The following is an 18371-nucleotide window of genomic DNA, read 5'->3' as shown; positions in this document are numbered from 1 at the left end:
ATCTATTGAGAGTTGTTTCTGAAGGACTATCTATTTTAGACAGGAGATGGAAATAACTTATATTAGCCATGTTATTAGTGTGGTTTAATCGTGTGTGGAATAGTTATTTAATACTATTAAATGTAGTTAAAAATATGCCACCTAATATCATTGTTGAGGCGATAATGAAAGTAAGGCTCATCGTTTCAGATAAAAAGACAACCCCGCCTAATGCCGCAATTGCTGGAACAGAAAGTTGTAAAATTCCCGCTTGGGTTGAGGTTAAACTACGCAAAGCCACATACCAAATAGCATACCCAAGACCAGACGTAACCGCGCCAGATGTTATAGCCAAAATAAGGCCGTAAGAGGTGAATGATGGAAAGCTTGAACTGTGGGAGTTAAAGACAAGGTAAAGACAAAGCGCTACACCAAAAGGTAGGCTTTTAATAAAGTTGCCTGTAGTGTCTGCAAGTGGGTCATCACAAGAACGTCCTTTTAGGGTGTAACCTGCCCAAGCAATGCCCGCCACTGCCATCAACATAAACCCTTTTATCGAAGGGGTGGAAAGATTCGGCAGAACCAATAGAACAAACCCCATAAATGCCAACGACATACCTAACCATTCTTGTTTACTGAGCGGTTTTCCAATGAATAGATTAGTTATTATGATGGTTATCTGTACCGCGCCAAATAAGATTAGCGCACCGGTGCCGGTATCTAATGAAAGGTAAGCGATAGAAAAACCAGCCGCATAAATGAATAACATTAACGCAGAAGCCCAATTTCCTTTTATGGGTTTTAGGTATGATGAATGTGCGGCCGCGTCGGAGTTGAATAATGTTCGAATGGTTAATAATAAAAAGAGCATAACTGCGCCAGAAACTAGACGAACAAGGGTAAAGCTGAAAGCATCAATATTATCATTGGTGAGAGCAAGACGAGCGAGGACTGAGTTAGCGGCAAATGCTATGAGTGCAAATAGGGTGAAAAATAAAGTATTCAAGTTAGGTAAACGTGACAATTTGCGAAGAAGTACTTTCATGGGATACCTAACAATATTCGCTGCAAAGAGAGCACTCAGAATAAGAATAATTGACAAGGATAACAATAAATAAAAACATCTGAGTTAGCACCAAAAATTATGAAAAAAATGGAAGCTGAATTTGCTTCCATTATGATTTTCTTATCTTAAGGCGTTAACCGTATGTAACGTCAACGATGTATCACTTAGTGACTTAGTGATGTTCGTGGTCATTGTCACTTTTTTTCATTGGCTTCATTCCAGCCATAACCTTTTTCACAGGCACGGAAAGGGTTTCATTTTCACCGTTGGCGTAGGCAAGTGTAATATTGATATTGTCGCCTTCAACCAAAGGTTTTTTCACATTAAGCAACATGATATGGAAGCTGCCAGGTTTGAGTTCCATTTCCCCATTAGCTGGTAAAGTAATCCCATCGACTTGGCGCATTTTCATCAGTTCGCCTTGCTTTTCGACCGTGTGTAATTCCGCTTTTTCTGCGACGTCGGTAGAGACAGATACTAAGGTACGATCCGCTGCCATGTGGTTTTCAATCGTCATAAAAATGGCGCTATTGACCGCATTAGGTGGTGTCGCACGCGCATAAGGGTTGTCATAGGTCATACCATCGTGAGCGAATACCGATGAACTTATTAACGATGATCCAAGTACTAAAGAGCTGAGCAGTAAAGGACGGAAGACTAAGGTTGGGATTCTCATTGCATGTTTTCCTTTTCAAGCTGTTGAATCGCTAAAATCAATGGTTGAGGGTTTAAAGTGTGAGGTACTTTTTTGAGCAAAGTCCCATCAGGCTTTAAAAAATAGAAATATGAACTGTGATCAATGGTGTAATTCAATGCAGATTCTTTTAATTCTGTTTTCTGGAATATCACACCATAATTCTGCGCTAAGGTTTTAATCGAATCTAAAGAACCAGAAAAGCCTTCAATTTTCGGGTGGAAATAATGGGCGTATTTTTGAGAATCCTCCCCTGAATCGCGCTCTGGATCCAGAGTAATAAACATAGGGCGAACGTTATCTAACTCAGATGGTGTTAATTGCTTCAATGCAGCAGACAGCATTGCTAATGATGTTGGGCAAACATCTGGGCAACGAGTGAAACCAAAGTAAACGATACGAATGCGAGGATCTGTCGTATCAAAGATGTTCACGGTTTGATTGTCTTTTCCGATTAATGAAAAAGATGCACTTTGCGCAGTGTTCGCTGATGGGCCATTAAAGTAATAATTTACGCATATTCCGACAATAAAGGCGAACAGCATGGTTATAAGCCAAGACTTTTTCATTTTTCCATCCTAATTGAAGTGTAAACTGTTTGGTGATTATCAGTTAAAGAGCCAATCCATGTCATTTTAGCGTCAGTGCAAATCGGTAACACGATGCTACCACTGTAGCTGCCATCACTTTGTTTGATAATTGGGAACTTCACAATCCCTAGATCCATTTCTAAGCCACGTAATGTCAACATTAACTTATCACTTGTTTGTTCTGGCCAATCCACATGTATGCGTGTTTCGGTGAGCGGGCGAGCAATGTCAGTGTCTAAAGTAATGGCGGCACCATCTTGTTTGCAAGCTTGGGTTGATAAAGCACAATATTGAGAACTTTTTAAAGGGGGCGCATTAGTGAGATCTGCTTGCGTCTTTAGATTTTGGAGCAATGACGGTAGGTAAAATCCAGCAATTAATGCCAAGACCGTCAAAAGTAAATACGGCCATCGTAATGTACTTTTTTTGGTTTGAGTTGAAATCACAGTCATAACACGTTTAGAAATGAAAATTATTCTCGAATGTTATCACACCATGAATATTCGAACAGAAGTAAAATGTATTTTCGTGGATGGGGTTCAATTAAAAGCCCAAGAGTATTCACGACACGCTTGGGCTTTTCGTTTTCCGTATTTCAGATGATTTTATTCGCTCTTGTGTGCGAATTTTTCGAGCAGCCATACAATACCAATACCTGCTAGCATACATACAACGGCGAATGCGAAGTTTGATGGTTGTCCTACAATATGTTCAAACTGATTTGGAAGTAAGTTATGTTGGAGTAAAGGCACTTGCTCGCCATGAGAATTAGTGCGCCAACTTAACGTTTCTTTCCAAGGCCAGATCTTAGGAAGAGTACCGATCATTAGCCCAGTTAAGAACACTAACGTTGCATCGCGGTGGCGTTTTAATAACCAAGAAAGTAAATGAGAGAAGGTTAGCAAGCCGCATACTGCGCCAATCGCAAATAAGCCGAGAATGCTGATGTTCAACTCTTTTACTGCCGCTAAAATCGTTGGGTAGATACCAAGTAATAATAGAATAAAGCTGCCAGATATCCCCGGTAAAATCATGGCACAGATTGCAATTGCCCCTGCAAAAATTAAATTTATGGTGGTTGGTTGCATGTCTAAGGGTTGCAGTACCGTGATGCTATAAGCAAAAGCGATACCTATGCTTAGGAATAATAGTTGAACGGCTTTCTTTTGTTCAACTTGCTTCATGATATGAACCACAGAAATTAGGATCAGACCAAAGAAGAAAGACCATAATGGAATTGGATGAGTGACCAATAGCCATGAAATGAGTTTAGCTAGCGTTAAAATACTGGTTAAAATACCGCCAAATAGTGCAATCAAAAATCCAGCATTGATGTGATTCAGTACTGCTTTAAATCCTTCTCGCTTCCATAAGCCAATTAAACTTGGGTTTACTCGCTGAATGCTACCTAGCAAGGTGTCGTAGACTCCAGTGATGAAAGCAATGGTTCCTCCTGACACACCTGGAACCACATCGGCAGCACCCATTGCGATGCCTTTTAAATACGTGAAAAAATAGTTCATAAAGCAAGATACCGTAAAATTATTGGTCGTGAAAATCACTTCCTATTTAACCCCGATAGCAGTATAGGATGGCTTCTCGCTATCCGAAGATCAGGTCATTTAAGGCGCTAAGATTGGCATGATTTAAGAAAAATGAAAAGGATTGAGTTATTGGAAAGCCCACCAAAAGGCTTGATAAAACGCATCTTTTGCATTTTTTTCAATCTTTAAGCCATTAGACGAGATCATACGGTCAAATGGCCATGTCATGATTTCTTGAATAGAGGCGCGCAGCATGGTTTTATTTTTGTATTGGCGACGATCCCAGTAAGGTAGGGAGAGTTCGTATTTCACGCCTTGAGCTAACGTAGCTAACTTTTGCCCTAAAGGTAATTCAGGTTGTACAGCGATCAAATTATCACTGATTAATAAGGTGCGACTGATTGGATCGCAGAAAACCATTTTGTTTGGCGTGTCATCACTACCAATAGAGGTTTGCAGAATTTGGCCTTGCCATTGCTTTGGGGTTTGTCGTGATAATGCACCATCAAAATTAAGATCAGTGCGTTTTTCAATTAAGGCGTGGCTGGCAAAAAAATAAGCTTTTGAATAGCCCAACCACCATTCTGATAAATGCTGATGGTAACTCGGTGTTGGAGATACGATGTATTTCACTGTTCCGAGCTTTGAAAGCTCTAATTGGCAGTGGGTCGTCAGCTCAATCGGTGAGATAACCATTAAGAGATCATCTTCGAGCTTAACGACTACCATTCTTTGAGTATGTGTTAATCCTAATTTTCGATAAGGTTTATCTACATACCAAATTCGATTTGATTCCCATTCTGTAAACATCGAGCTTGCTTCCTGCAAACGAAAAAACAATAACAGTGTATAGCAAAACGCCAACCTTCATCGGTGGGTTTAGCCCATATTTTATGCAGTGACTTTCTGAAGTAACTGAGATATCGATTATCTACTATTGTTACTTGCGCACAAACCATTTTTCCCAAGGCAGCATTAATAGACCAAAGATGATAATGGCATATAACATGCTCCAGCCTAAACACAGAAAGACAATACTGCATAATAAGGTGGAAAATCCAGCAAGATATTTGGCAAAACCGGTTAAGAGCTTAAATGCAGATAACATGGCTAATAAATACAGCATGACAAAAACGCTATTGGCCAATTTTACCAGTAATTCCAAGTCGAGATTAACCAGATGCCCAAAGCTGATAGAAAAGAGTAATACCGCAGCAACCGCATAAGCTGCAATCGTGGGAACACCTCGTTTAGACAAGCGAGCTATTGCGCTGGTGGGACGATATTCACGAGCTTGCGCCCAGACCAAACGAATCATACTTTGCGTATATAAATTGATGCTAGCGAAACAAGCAAAGTAACCAATCACAGTAATCACGACAGCCAGTTTGTTGCCTAATAATTGCTCACTTAACCAAGGGATGGAACTGTGCGAAGCGACATTAGGTTCAAAGGCATGGAATTTTAATATCACAACCGAGCAAGCCCAGTAAATGAACCCAGCAACAAAACAGCCTAAAACAATCGCAATAGGAAAATCGCGTTGTGGATTTTTGAACTCTTCTCCCATGTGAGAAAAGGCTTCTATTCCAACAAAGCACCAAAACATGACGGCTAAAGCAGAGCCAATGGGTAGCGCGGCAGAAGCATTTAAGCTCGGCATCGCAATATCATCTAAGCTTATGTTTCCTTGCCAGAAAAATACTGCGACAAGCACAAAAATACTCAGAGCGATCAATGCTTGAAATTGCGAGGAAGATTTACTGCCAAGTAAGGTTAACGCAAGGATTAAAGCTAATGTTATGAGTTCTGCAAGGTATCGATAATCCAAGAAACTGGGCAGTAATTCTTTCCCAAAGCCACCGGCGAGTGTAATAGCAGCTGGAAGGCCCACGGGTAATACACTTAAAAACAGCCAAGCGACGCTACGCTCCATTTTGCTATTGAAAGCTTGGCGAACAAAATAAGCCGTTCCACCTGCATTTGGGTATTGGCGACCCATTAATGCAAAAGTGAGTGCAATAGGGCAAATAGCCAAGAGTAGAAGTATCCATGCCCATAATGACCATTCGCCTGCAATATTAGCGGCAATGGCTGGGATCATGAATAAACCGGTGCCCAGAAGAGTCGTGGAAAGTTGGCCAACGCCACCGAGTAAAGTAATTTCTTGTTTGAGTTGCTGACTCACAGATAAATCCTAATTGAAAAACGAGTAGACACTCAGACCGAGGTTACCTGGTATATTGAAGCCACTTTATAAATGGATTACATTAAATTCAGAGTAGAGAGCAGCATAATACCTAAGCTGCACGTTACAATCGACCCTACTGTGGTTAAGGCGATGATATTTGCTGCAAGAGTCGCATTCCCTCCCATGGCGCGAGCCATTACATAGCTTGCCGCTGCGGCAGGAGAGGCTGTCATAAAGAAAATAATGCCTAATTCTAACCCTGTAAAGCCATACCAATAAGCGCCCAAAGTTATAAGAAGAGGGCAAGCAATCAGTTTAAGAGTGCTTGATAAAATATTTGCGGCTTTGTCGTGCTTGAGTTCTCTAGTATCGAGCGAACCACCTGTACACAATAAGGCTAATGGCAACGTCATATCGGCAAAGTATTGACCTGCATGGATGATGATTTCTGGCACTGGAATGGTGAGTTCATAGACAATTAAAGCCAGCACAATTGCAATGATCAGCGGATTCTTGGTAATCGACTTCATCATAATGCCATAGGCTTTCATGCTGGAGTTTTCACTTTTAGGCGTAAGAGCAATCACAGCAAGGATATTGTATAAAACCGTAACGGCAGCGACATACACCGCAGCTAAGGCAACTCCTGATTCACCATAGGCATTGGCGACATAAGCTAAACCGATAATGGCGGTGTTTGAGCGAAATGCACCTTGAATAATCACGCCTTGGTTAGCGGGTTGCTTGATCATCATTTTGGTGGTGATAGAAGCAAAAATAAAAAAGAGCGTGTTGGCAATAACACCAAATGCCACTAAAGGAATACTGTCATTGGTAATGGTGTTAGATTTAATGATACTTAAAAATAATAGTGCGGGAAGCGTGACTTGAAAGACTAGCTTAGAGGCAATTTCGATAAAGTTATCGTTAATCAATTGCCAGCGGCGCAGTAATACACCTAATAACAGCATTAAACAGATTGGCCCAGTAATGGACGCAGAAAAAGTAAATTGCTCAAGAATACCTGACATGATTAATCCGTTAAATAATGGTCTGTTGACTGACTACGGCTATCTGTTAAATAACTGCGGTGTGAGAAAAACCTTTGTATCATAAGTATGACAAATAAAGAATACGAGTGACGAATTATTAAACGTTCGGTAATTAAGTTTTAGTAAAAACCTTGTTTTAAAAGCTATCCGTGATAGAAGGGCGATAGTAGTCACGCAATCTTGTATTCCGTTTTCATTATCGATTGCCTCGCATTCAACACCAAATAGGACAAGTCATGAGTAATAAAATCTACTTTAATACCCCAAGTCGTTTTAGTTTAAAGCGTAGTTTAGTGAATGTTTCTACACGTTTACATCATACTTTAGCTCGTGGACATGCGATCAAAACGGCTAAGAAATTACTCTTAACACCAGTGCGAATTAAAGTGAAAAATGTTGAACCACAGGGAATGGTACGTGGAAAAGTACCTTGTTCTGAAGGAGCATTAACTACTTTTACCTTAGGTAAAGGGCCTGTGTGGCTAATCACTCATGGTTGGTCAGGTTCAACCACGCAGTTTTATCCATTAATGGAACATATCGCTCAACAAGGTTTTACAGCTCTTGCTTTTGACTATGCTGGTCATGGAGAAAGTGAAGGGCAGTTTGGGCATTTACCAGCTTTTGTGAATGCTTTAGATGCGATGGTCGATTCTTGCGACAATATTGTAGGTATTGTCGCTCATAGTATGGGCAGTGCTGCTGTATTGGAATCGAAACACCAAAAGTTAACTCAAGTACCGTTGTTACTGGTTGCGCCAGTACTGAATTATTTGGAAAACTTAATGATGGCGGTTCAGCGTTCTGGTTTTTCCATCAAACTGTTTAATGATGTGATCAGTGAAATAGAGCAGCAGTATCGTTATCCTTTGCAAAGTATTAACCCTCAACAATATTTAATTGAAAGGCAATCCCCTACCATTATTGTTCATGATAAAGCAGATAAATTTGCTAACTTCTCTATTAGTGAACAACTGACTGAACAAAGCCAATGGGTGAATCTAAAAGAAGTCGAAGGGTATGGACATAACCGAGTAATGAAATCTGATGAAGTGATGCAAGCCTTTGAACAGTTAGTAGAAAATGCCGCCCTTAAAAAATAGCACTGTGAGTTTTGAATAACATAGCAACTTTGGAATGAGATAATGACTTTTCAATAAGATTGTTACTTTTGAATGAAATAATGCTTGAGTAAAACGATGGGATTCGCTAAAAAGGATGCCAATTTGTTGTAACTATTTCTCATAAGGATATGAACATGATTAAAGAAAATACCTATTTTGATGGCAGTGTTAAATCGCTAGGTTTTACCCAACAAGATGGCGACAGCAGTGTGGGTGTTATGGCGGTAGGTGAATATACATTTGGAACCGCTGCACCAGAAAAAATGACCGTGGTGAAAGGCGCGCTAACAGTAAAACTTCCTGGTAGTGAAGAGTGGGTGACGTATTCTGCAGGCCAAGCTTTCGATGTTATTGGCGATTCTTCTTTCGATTTGAAAGTAGAAACCCCAACGGCTTACCTATGTAAATACTTGTAATTACAAGTATTTGCGCTGTATATGAAAGAGGCTAATTAGCCTCTTTTTTTACGGAAAAATGTCATGGATAAGCCATTCAAATGGGTGTTTATAGACTAAGATTGCAGGGTCTTGGCGAAAAATGTGATCTGAATCCATTTGCCAGTTAACTATTGGAGTTTCTATGTCTATCACTACACTTGATCCAAAAACCGCGCTTATCGTAATTGACCTACAAAAAGGCATTCTTGCGCTTCCTACTTGCCACGACACTGCGCCGGTGGTAGAAAAATCATGTCAATTAATCGATGCTTTTCGAGCGAAACAATTACCGGTTGTGTTGGTGAATGTTGCTGGTGGTGCGCCAGGGCGGAATGAACAAGCTGCCTCGCATGGCGAACTTCCTGCTGATTGGGCGGAGTTAACACCAGAATTGAACATTCAAGATAGTGATCACTTAGTGACAAAAAAGACGTGGGGCGCGTTCACGAATACGGATTTAGAAGAGTATTTAAAATCCAATGCTGTTACTCAAGTTGTGGTGATTGGTGTTGCTACAAGTATTGGGGTGGAATCGACTGCGCGTCAAGCATGGGAGCTTGGCTATAACGTTACGTTAGCAACGGATGCCATGACCGATCTTAATATGGATACGCATACCAATAGCATTAATTTGATCTTTCCTCGTTTGGCTGAAACAGGCACAACAGCGGATATACTCGTATTACTCAATTAGTAAAAAGGCCAAGTAACTTTGCAATTGCTTGGCCTTTGCTATTTCATCCGAGATAAAAACTAACGGTCTTGATTAGGAACTGCAATAAAGCCAGTCGTAATGCTTTCATCTTTAGACTCTACGTGCTCAATCACTTGATCGATGTAGTGTCCTACTTTATCACCAACAGAATCATTGTCTTCGGTAAAGTAAGCAAGATGGAAAACCGCATCACCTTCATTCACTAAAGGTAATGTTTGTTGCCCGATCACAATGCCATCTTTAGGCGCTGTCATGGTGATTTCAACATGGCCAAGCGGCGAGCTGATATACGCCAAAACTTGGTCTTTTGAAACGCGATCACCTAAAGTCACCATGGTGCGTAAAATGCCATCGTTTTCAGCGCGAACCCAGTTGGTTGATTTTGCAATTACCGACTCAGGCACTTTTTTACGGCTCTTTCTTAACATGCCTAATTCTTGCATGACACGAATGACCCCTAAAATACCAGCATTGATTGCAATCGGTTCAAAACGCAATGCTTCACCTGCTTCGTAGGTTAAAACAGGGATCCCATTTTTCTCCGCTTCCGCGCGCAATGAGCCATCACGTAATGCTGCATCAATAATGACCGGTGTACCAAATGCTTGCGCCATTCTCAACGTATCGCTGTTACTTAAGCAAGCACGTATTTGCGGCAAGTTGGTACGGTGAATCGCACCAGTATGCAAATCGATAATATAGTCTGCTTTTTGCGCGACATCAGTAAAAAAGGTATGCGCAATGCGAGAAGCCAGCGATCCTTTTTCTGAGCCAGGAAAACAGCGATTTAGATCCCGGCGGTCAGGCAAATAACGAGATTTATGAATAAAACCGAATACGTTAACAATCGGTACCGCGATGAGCGTCCCTTTCAGTTTCGTGGTATCGATTTTTTCAATTAACTGGCGCACAATTTCAACGCCATTTAATTCATCACCGTGAATAGCTGCATTGACCATTAATACTGGCCCCGGATTTTTTCCGTGAATAATCTCAACAGGAATAGACAATGGCGAATGTGTGTAGAGTTTCGCTGCTTCTATTTCTAAGACTTTACGTTCGCCAGCCCTGATGGTGTTACCCATAAATTCGAAAGGTTTATTAATGGTTACCCTTCTTTTAGTTACACTTTTATTTTTATCCTCGGCCACGAGTTTTAATTCCTTTTACAGACGCGTTTTTCTCAATGAAATCAACGATCATGCCTGCGACATCTTTGCCAGTTGCAGCCTCAATGCCTTCAAGACCTGGTGATGAGTTGACTTCCATCACTAATGGGCCACGTGAAGAGCGCAATAAATCAACGCCTGCAACGTTTAGACCCATAATTCTTGCTGCTGCGACAGCAGTTTTACGTTCTTCTGGGGTAATGCGCACTAATGATGCTGTGCCGCCACGGTGTAAGTTTGAACGAAATTCACCTTCACCCGCTTGACGTTTCATTGCCGCAATTACTTTATCCCCAATGACGAAACAGCGGATATCGGCACCGCCCGCTTCTTTAATGTATTCTTGCACCATGATGTTCGCTTTAAGACCCATGAATGCTTCGATAACACTTTCTGCCGCTTTTCGTGTTTCTGCAAGCACGACACCGATACCTTGCGTACCTTCAAGTAACTTAATCACTACTGGTGCGCCATTGACCATTTCTAATAAATCTTTGATGTCATCTGGCTTACTCGCAAAACCTGTGATTGGCATACCGATGCCTTTACGAGATAAAAGCTGCATTGAGCGCAGTTTGTCACGAGAGCGGGTGATTGCTACCGATTCGTTTACTGGGTAGACGCCCATCATCTCAAATTGGCGAAGTACCGCGGTACCGTAAAAGGTTACTGACGCGCCAATACGTGGCACGATAGCGTCAAAATCTTTTAACTCTTCACCTTTAAAATGGATTTCAGGTTGTTCAGAGTTGATATTCATGTAACAGCGCAATGCATCGATAACTTTGACTTCGTGACCTCTGCTTTGACACGCTTCAATTAAGCGTTTGGTTGAGTACAAAGAGCGGTTGCGAGATAAAATTCCGATTTTCATAAATCGTGATCCTTAATGGGATTAAAAGGTGTAGCAATTAAAAATGATGCGGCAGGATCGACAATGATTCGGTTGTTCATTGCAGTACGGCCCAGCAGCATACGAAATAACATGTTTTCTCTATTCGTGAGCGTGACTTCGATCGGCCACTCTTCACCATTAAAACTAAGCATAGTCTCTATGACGTAACGTTGTTCTTCATGTCCACCAGAATCTTTTACGGTTCGTTGATCGATGACCTTGGCTTCACAGATTTGTACAAAATCGTCATTTTTCTGAATTGGATGGATCCAAAATCGAACCCACAATTCATCGTCTTTCTCAAACGGATCAATTTTAAAGGTATGCAAACAAGAGCTGCGCGCACCGGTATCGACTTTTGCTTTGATTTGTTCAATACCAAGCTCGGGAAGAGCTAGCATTTCACGCCATCCTACAATGATTTTTTGAGTCATATGTATATCGCTAAGGTTGGTATAAATTAATGATTTTGTCGCTAACTCTATGCTTATTATAATGAAAATTAGCCACAAAGATAATGTGACTTTAACTATAACAAACTATTAACGTGGAGGGTGATTTATACCTAATAAACTTAAGCATATAGCGCAAATTTATCAACATTCATCGCTGGAGTCTTGTGAAAACTTTTGCACCTCACGATAAAAGTTATTTCATGATAATGCATGATTTATTGTCGATCTTGTCGCAAGTTAACTTGTTCATCATACGAAGGCGTAATGGAGTAAACGGAACCATAAATTTAGGGCGTTGATAAGTAATGAGAATAAACGAATAAAAAAAAACCTTTCCCAAACCAGTGGGAAAGGTTACCTCAAAGGAAAATAACATGAACCAAAATCCACAAGATTGTGTTATCGGCTACATGAATACTGCCATGTATTCAGTATTGATAAAGCAAAATCTGTGCCAACTTTTTATATATTTGATTTGTAATGATTTATTGGTTTTTGTCTTATATTTTCAATTCAAGAGTCAGTGTGCTGCACAAAAAGAACAACATTACTGCTAGAAACTGGTGCATTAAATTCGTTGTGAAGTGACTAAGATAAAAAAGCCAGGCAATCAATGCCCGGCTAAGTGTTCATCGTAAAACCATCAAGACTTAAATCATTAAGATTTAGAAATCGTAACGGATACCAGCTTGTAGTTGATCATCTTGGTCGTCGATTTGTTCAAATTTATAACCTGCATAAGTACGTAGGTTGCTGTTAAATTTGTAAACAGCTTCTAGTGCGAAGTTGTCTACAGCATCATCGTCACCATCATTCATAGTTGCGTAGTTGTAAACACCAACAAATGTCCACTTATCAAGTTTGTATTGGGCTGATAATTCGTAACCGTCGTTGTCATCACTACCGCCAGTTGTGTCAGTAGAGGTCATTTCATAAAGTGCACCGAAAGTGAAATCAGCAATAGAATATTGTACACCTAAGTCAACTTGGTCAACATCTTGGTTTTCTACTTGACCCATGGCATAACCTAAACCTAGGTCAAGACCAAAATCGAAAGAATAAATACCAGCAATGGCGTATTGATCAGAGTTTGCTGCTTCTTCTGCTAAGTAGTTCGCGCCAAGGGTTAAGCCACCAAATTCACCTTTATAAGCAAAGTTATTTTCTTGTTTGTCGCTGCCTGCATTTAACGCTAAAGCATCATCTGCATCTGCACCAAATGTTGCCATGGTATCAGTAAAGTCGGTGATCATGACCAACGCAGTATCTTGCTTACCGTATGAAAAATCACCGGCTTGAGTACCAATACCAGCGAATAGGTAGCGAGTTTTAATGTCGGTACCTGAGCTCACTTCATTTTCGTATTTACCAAAACCAGTGAGGTCTGAAGTGATTTGAGTCTTACCTGAGATGCTTAGACGTGCGCGGCTTTTATCGTCAAAAGAACTTTCCGTTTTTTCGCCAGTAGTTGCATCGTACTTATCATTATTATCTGAAATGTTGAATCGAGCTTCGGCACGGCCGCCAATTTTAAGTTCAGATGAATCATCTTTGTAAACGGTTGCAGCTAAAGAAGAAGTCGATACTAATGCCGCTAAAATTGATGAAGTTAAAACTGCTGTTTTCATTGTTTAATCCTATAGAGTTAAATTAGAGACTTACATGTCTTCTTAAGTGTTGCGTGTACTCTAAAAGAGAAATGTTAAACAAAAGTGTCTGTAAGATTACACTTTTGTTTCTGTAAGTGTTTTCCTGAAATATAACAAAGGAGAGGTAGTTATCGGCTGGATGTGTTGGATTAAAAAAAGCCAAGATCATAAATGAAGTTGGCTTGATAAAGCAGAGTTAGCAGATGTGAATAGAATAACTGTTGAGCTAAAAGTGACACTTAATTAGGTAAATATATTGCACCTAACACTGCCAATCGAGAAGCCCCTGTGGCGGCCGGTAAATTACCCGGTTTTCGATGCATGGTTTGATGCGCTAGCCAGGCAAATGCCATCGCTTCCATATAATCGGCATCCACACCATATTTTAAGGTATCGGCGACTTGCCATTCTGGGAGCAGCTGTGCCAACCTTTCCATAAGTAATGGATTCTGCGCGCCACCACCACAAGCCAATAGCTCATTGATGCTACCTTCTTTAGAAAATTGACGCACTTCTGTGGCTATCGTTAATGCCGTTAACTCCGCTAACGTTGCTTGAACGTCGGCAATGGAAGTGGTGAAGTCTTTTAATATTGCCTCTAACCAAGGTAAGTTAAATAACTCACGTCCGGTGCTTTTCGGGGCTGGGTGTTTAAAATAAGCTTCTTCAAGCATTTTATCTAATAAAGCCTTATCAACCTTACCAGTACGTGCCAATTGAGCATCTTTGTCGTAGCTTTGTTGGAAATGCTTATGTACCCATGAATCCATCAACATATTACCTGGGCCAGTATCATAGCCGGAGGTATTATCGCCATCGACAATCGAAAGGTTGGCAATACCACCAATGTTTAATATCACAATGTTATTGTCTAAATGATCAAATAAAGCTTGATGGAAAGCCGGAACCAATGGCGCACCTTGGCCGCCCAGTGCCATATCTTTTCGACGAAAATCGGCAATAGTGGTGATATTGGTTTTCGCGGCAATGATATTGGCATCGCCTAATTGCATGGTAAATGGATAAGGAGAATCAGGAGCGTGGAATACGGTTTGTCCATGGCTGCCCACTGCCGTGATATCGGTAACGGGCGTATTGCTGGTGGAAAGCAGTTGATTGACAGCATCGGCAAACACATGTCCGAGGCGATGATCAATCTCGCCAATTTTTATTAAGTTGGTATCTTGCCCAATGCATACATCCAATACATCTTTTTTTAGATCTTCAGGCATGGTGAAAAAATCGTGAGCCAGTAAGCGTATTGTTTTGCCATCGGTTTCCACTAATGCGGTATCCACCCCATCTAAACTGGTGCCAGACATAATGCCAATGTACTTTTCCATAATTGCTTCTCCAGTTGAGGTTTAAAGTATTAAAAGTCTAATCATTTTTAAAAGACAAACTATTTTAAAAGAAGGACTAATAGTGTCAGAATACTGCATCTTGTCGTCTCAGGGTATAAAACCAACAGAGTTATATCCTCGATCAGTGTGGTATCTCACATTCGCTTTTATACCGAAGTAACTTTGGTATAAAACCAAGCCACTTGGGTATAAATTACACGCTGAGACTATCGAATAATTACAGAAGGAAATAAGCAATGGGTCCATTGTGGTTAGATGTTGAAGGTTATGAGTTAGATTCAGTAGAAAAAGAAATTTTAGCTCACCCAACGGTTGGAGGGGTGATCTTATTTGCCCGCAATTATCACGACAATGAACAACTTATTGCCTTAAATAAATCCATTCGCGCTGCGGCTAAACGCCCAATTTTAATTGGAGTGGATCAAGAAGGCGGACGAGTGCAGCGTTTTCGTGAAGGTTTTACCGCCATTCCACCTGCGCAAGCGTACGCAGAAATGAACAACGGCGTAAAAGCAGCAGAACTTGGCGGCTGGTTAATGGCAGCCGAGCTGATTGCTCATGATGTTGATTTAAGTTTTGCGCCAGTATTGGATAAAACGCACCAATGTAAAGCGATTGGCAACCGCGCGTTTGGTGAAGACACTCAAACTATTTTAACTTACAGCTCCGCTTATATGCAGGGCATGAAGCAAGTGGGTATGGCGACAACCGGTAAGCATTTTCCTGGCCATGGCGGTGTGATTGTCGATTCTCATTACGAGACTCCGTTTGATCAGCGTGATGATATCTTTGAAACCGACATGGCGATTTTTAAAGCGCAAATTGAAGCCGGAATTTTAGATGCCATGATGCCCGCGCATGTGGTGTATCCGAACTACGACGACCAACCAGCCAGTGGTTCAAAGTATTGGCTCAAAGACGTATTACGTAATCAGCTTGGCTTTAAAGGCATTGTGTTTTCCGATGATTTGAATATGGAAGGCGCAAGCATTATGGGTAGCCCAGCCGAGCGTTCATTAACCTCCATGCAGTCGGGTTGTGACATGGTGTTAATGTGCAACAACCGTAAAGCAGCGATTGAAGTATTAGATAGCTTGCCAATAAGCGAAGTGCCACAAGCTTTGTCTTTATTAAAGCAACAAAACTTCAGCTTGAAAGAACTGCAAGCCACCGAGCGTTGGCAGCAAGCGAACCGAGTGATGAATGAGTGGTTTGATAAGAATTCGTAACATTATTTGAAGCATTCAAACTTGTTTTTTGGGTATGGCTATAGCAGTATATGCTTCTATTAGCTCTGGCAATCTAGCGAGAGCTAACTTCGTATAATCCCACTAATCAGCATCCTTAGCTTTAGGTGTGGGAGTCTCTACCAGAAGCCTCAATTTCTGATTACGAAGAGTAAGCGAGCGATCGTTTTCTCTTTGTATGTCCTATTCTTCGTGTTTGAATCTGCAATTTTCATCACGCTGAGTCTACAATTAACTTATTCATATTCTATGTTTCCCTTACCATTTAGGAAAACATTGGCATTGGAATAAGCTCATCAAAGAAAAAATCGCTGTGCATTCACTTTAATCAATCCATTTGAAAAAAGGGTATAGACGATGAACCAACACATGACGACATTTATCCAAGGGCTGCCAAAAGTCGAGCTTCATTTACACATTGAAGGGACGTTAGAGCCTGAGTTGATGTTTGAACTGGCCAAACGCAATCAGATCAGTATTCCATTTAGCTCACCTGAAGAAGTTCAAGCTGCGTATCAATTTGATAACCTGCAATCTTTCCTTGATATTTATTATCAAGGGGCAAATGTGCTGATTGATGAGCAAGATTTTTACGATCTCACTTGGGCGTATTTGCTGCGCTGTAAACAAGATAATGTAGTCCATACTGAAATCTTCTTTGACCCGCAAACCCATACTGCTCGTGGTATTGCTTTTGAAACCGTGATCAACGGAATCGACAGGGCTATGCAAGATGGCAAGCAACAGTTAGGGATCTCTAGCCAAATTATAATGTGTTTTTTACGTCATTTAGATCAAGAGTCAGCGTTTGAGACGCTTGGGCAAGCCATTGCATTTAAAGATAAAATCATTGGGGTCGGGTTGGATTCTTCTGAGCAAGGCCACCCACCAGAGAAGTTTAAAGAGGTGTTTGAAGCCGCAATCAATGAAGGTTTTTTAACCGTCGCGCATGCAGGGGAAGAAGGCCCAGCAGAGAATATTCATAACGCCATGAAACTGCTTGGTGTGGCGCGTGTTGATCACGGGGTGCGTTGTGTTGAAGATCCTGCTTTGGTTGAACAATTGATTGAAGAGCGTATGCCACTCACGGTATGCCCACTTTCAAATACCAAACTAAAAGTGTTTGAAAATATGGAAGATCACAATGTGATTGAACTGTTGCGAAAAGGTTTATGCATCACCATTAATTCCGACGACCCTGCGTATTTTGGTGGCTATATGACGGATAATTTCATGGCGGTTGCCAGTGCGATAGACGTCACCGAACAAGAGCTTGCTCAATTATCCTTGAATGCGATTGAAGCAAGCTTTATTTCAGAGAGTGAGAAGGGCAGGTTAAGAGGGCTTGTTAAGCAATACTGTTTATAAACTACCCCAGTGAGCTCATAGTCATTATGAGCTCAACTTTACATACACTCTTTCTGGTCGCCCTACTTTTCCATATTGATTTTCTGCGGTGAGCAGCCCGTTAGCAGAGCAATATTCTAAATAGCGTCGAGCGGTTGTCTTTCCTATTCCGATCTTTTGGCTTAACTCTTCAACCGTAAACTTAACCCCAATATTTTGAGAGAAAACCCGTTTGATCTTTTCAAGCGTGATGCTTTCGATGCCTTTAGGTAGTTGCTGTTGGTGCTTGTCTCTAAGTTGGATGTTAAATAGCTCATCTATTTGGCGTTGTTCTAGATTGTCGTAGGCTTTCATGGCGCTATTGAGCGTTAAATAACGAGTGAGCGTTTCTTGTAAGCGTTCGTATGAAACCGGTTTTAATAAGTAATCAAAGCAACCCAGTTTCATGGCAGTTTTTACAGTATCAATTTCATCGGAAGCGGTGATTAAAATAACGTCGATTTTATGCGAGGTTTTATTGCTGATTATTTCTCGGAATAAATCGATGCCGGTTCCATCCGGTAAATAGTTATCCAGAATAATTAAACTTGGCTTGTGCACCTTTACCATCACTCGTGCCATTTGAAGACTTTCGGCAATCCCAATAGGGTTAAAGCGTGGGGTTTGGCGTAATATTTGACTGTGAATTTGAGCGATTTTCGCATCATCTTCAACGATTAATACATCGATGAGTTCCATGTGTTTACCTTGGTTTGGTGGATAGAACCACTCTTTTTATAATGCAGTGAACCGGAGTCTACCGTTTATGTTTACTTAAAACTGCCATGAGTCTTGAAACTTCTAGGGCTTTTAA

The 18371-nt window shown here is 40.9% G+C and carries 19 protein-coding genes and 1 riboswitch; of the genes, 5 read left to right on the top strand and 14 right to left on the bottom strand.

What is annotated here, in order from left to right; translation table 11 throughout:
* Positions 1-103 precede the first annotated feature (103 nt).
* From A1QC_RS12385 to A1QC_RS12350, 8 genes are all read right to left on the bottom strand, one after another.
* Entirely contained in the window at positions 104-1024 is a 921-nt protein-coding gene (locus tag A1QC_RS12385; RefSeq protein ID WP_017024805.1) for a DMT family transporter, read from the bottom strand.
* A gap of 193 nt (positions 1025-1217) precedes the next feature.
* Positions 1218-1721 carry a copper chaperone PCu(A)C gene (locus tag A1QC_RS12380; RefSeq protein ID WP_017024804.1) on the bottom strand — a complete coding sequence of 168 codons (504 nt, stop codon included), beginning with the start codon at positions 1719-1721 and terminating at the stop codon, positions 1218-1220.
* A complete protein-coding gene (locus A1QC_RS12375) occupies positions 1718-2308 on the bottom strand; it encodes an SCO family protein (RefSeq protein ID WP_017024803.1) in 591 nt (196 codons plus the stop codon). Before A1QC_RS12375 ends, A1QC_RS12380 begins: the two co-directional genes overlap by 4 nt.
* A complete protein-coding gene (locus tag A1QC_RS12370; protein WP_141706013.1) occupies positions 2305-2775 on the bottom strand; it encodes a hypothetical protein in 471 nt (156 codons plus the stop codon). Before A1QC_RS12370 ends, A1QC_RS12375 begins: the two co-directional genes overlap by 4 nt.
* A 159-nt stretch (positions 2776-2934) precedes the next feature.
* Positions 2935-3852, bottom strand: a complete 918-nt coding sequence (locus tag A1QC_RS12365; RefSeq protein WP_026025780.1) for a DUF368 domain-containing protein — start codon at positions 3850-3852, stop codon at positions 2935-2937.
* Between the two features lie 147 nt (positions 3853-3999).
* Complete coding sequence (locus tag A1QC_RS12360; RefSeq protein ID WP_017024800.1) at positions 4000-4683, bottom strand: DUF4336 domain-containing protein; 684 nt, start codon at positions 4681-4683, stop codon at positions 4000-4002.
* 130 nt (positions 4684-4813) lie between these two features.
* On the bottom strand, positions 4814-6061 hold the full coding sequence (yjeH, locus tag A1QC_RS12355; RefSeq protein WP_017024799.1) for an L-methionine/branched-chain amino acid transporter: 1248 nt from the start codon (positions 6059-6061) through the stop codon (positions 4814-4816).
* Positions 6062-6138: 77 nt separating this feature from the next.
* Positions 6139-7095, bottom strand: coding sequence for an AEC family transporter (locus A1QC_RS12350; RefSeq protein WP_017024798.1), 957 nt, complete (start codon positions 7093-7095; stop codon positions 6139-6141).
* Positions 7096-7352: 257 nt separating this feature from the next.
* Here A1QC_RS12350 and A1QC_RS12345 point away from each other — a divergent pair, with 257 nt between their 5' ends.
* The 3 genes from A1QC_RS12345 (at position 7353) to A1QC_RS12335 (ending at position 9371) form a co-directional block, all read left to right on the top strand.
* A complete protein-coding gene (locus tag A1QC_RS12345; RefSeq protein WP_017024797.1) occupies positions 7353-8219 on the top strand; it encodes an alpha/beta hydrolase in 867 nt (288 codons plus the stop codon).
* 155 nt (positions 8220-8374) lie between these two features.
* The gene (locus tag A1QC_RS12340; protein ID WP_017024796.1) at positions 8375-8656 is read left to right on the top strand and encodes a pyrimidine/purine nucleoside phosphorylase; all 282 of its coding nucleotides are present in this window, start codon (positions 8375-8377) and stop codon (positions 8654-8656) included.
* A gap of 163 nt (positions 8657-8819) precedes the next feature.
* Positions 8820-9371, top strand: coding sequence for an isochorismatase family protein (locus A1QC_RS12335; protein ID WP_017024795.1), 552 nt, complete (start codon positions 8820-8822; stop codon positions 9369-9371).
* 59 nt (positions 9372-9430) lie between these two features.
* On the opposite strand, the gene A1QC_RS12330 is transcribed toward A1QC_RS12335, so the two are convergent.
* The 5 genes from A1QC_RS12330 to A1QC_RS12305 all read right to left on the bottom strand — a co-directional run bounded on the left by A1QC_RS12330 (position 9431) and on the right by A1QC_RS12305 (position 14903).
* Positions 9431-10477, bottom strand: coding sequence for a succinylglutamate desuccinylase/aspartoacylase family protein (locus A1QC_RS12330; RefSeq protein ID WP_050990318.1), 1047 nt, complete (start codon positions 10475-10477; stop codon positions 9431-9433).
* A 52-nt stretch (positions 10478-10529) separates the two neighbouring features.
* Complete coding sequence (gene rimK / locus A1QC_RS12325) at positions 10530-11435, bottom strand: 30S ribosomal protein S6--L-glutamate ligase (protein WP_017024793.1); 906 nt, start codon at positions 11433-11435, stop codon at positions 10530-10532.
* Entirely contained in the window at positions 11432-11890 is a 459-nt protein-coding gene (locus A1QC_RS12320; RefSeq protein WP_026025778.1) for an ATP-dependent zinc protease family protein, read from the bottom strand. Before A1QC_RS12320 ends, rimK begins: the two co-directional genes overlap by 4 nt.
* A gap of 686 nt (positions 11891-12576) precedes the next feature.
* Entirely contained in the window at positions 12577-13539 is a 963-nt protein-coding gene (locus A1QC_RS12310; RefSeq protein WP_017024790.1) for a porin, read from the bottom strand.
* Between the two features lie 260 nt (positions 13540-13799).
* Positions 13800-14903, bottom strand: coding sequence for an anhydro-N-acetylmuramic acid kinase (locus A1QC_RS12305; protein WP_017024789.1), 1104 nt, complete (start codon positions 14901-14903; stop codon positions 13800-13802).
* Between the two features lie 257 nt (positions 14904-15160).
* Here A1QC_RS12305 and nagZ point away from each other — a divergent pair, with 257 nt between their 5' ends.
* Both nagZ and A1QC_RS12295 read left to right on the top strand, forming a co-directional pair.
* Entirely contained in the window at positions 15161-16153 is a 993-nt protein-coding gene (gene nagZ, locus A1QC_RS12300; RefSeq protein ID WP_017024788.1) for a beta-N-acetylhexosaminidase, read from the top strand.
* Positions 16154-16222: 69 nt separating this feature from the next.
* Positions 16223-16336: riboswitch (purine riboswitch) on the top strand.
* Between the two features lie 204 nt (positions 16337-16540).
* Positions 16541-17539: an adenosine deaminase gene (locus tag A1QC_RS12295; protein ID WP_026025777.1), complete on the top strand. Its 999-nt coding sequence runs from the start codon at positions 16541-16543 to the stop codon at positions 17537-17539.
* Positions 17540-17563: 24 nt separating this feature from the next.
* On the opposite strand, the gene A1QC_RS12290 is transcribed toward A1QC_RS12295, so the two are convergent.
* Positions 17564-18256: a response regulator gene (locus tag A1QC_RS12290; protein WP_017024786.1), complete on the bottom strand. Its 693-nt coding sequence runs from the start codon at positions 18254-18256 to the stop codon at positions 17564-17566.
* Between the last annotated feature and the right edge of the window lie 115 nt (positions 18257-18371).

This window comes from Vibrio rumoiensis 1S-45 (genome assembly GCF_000286955.2).
GTDB classification, from domain to species: domain Bacteria; phylum Pseudomonadota; class Gammaproteobacteria; order Enterobacterales; family Vibrionaceae; genus Vibrio; species Vibrio rumoiensis_A.
Note: the sequence above shows the minus strand (reverse complement) of the source record. Positions and strands in the feature narration are given on the sequence as shown.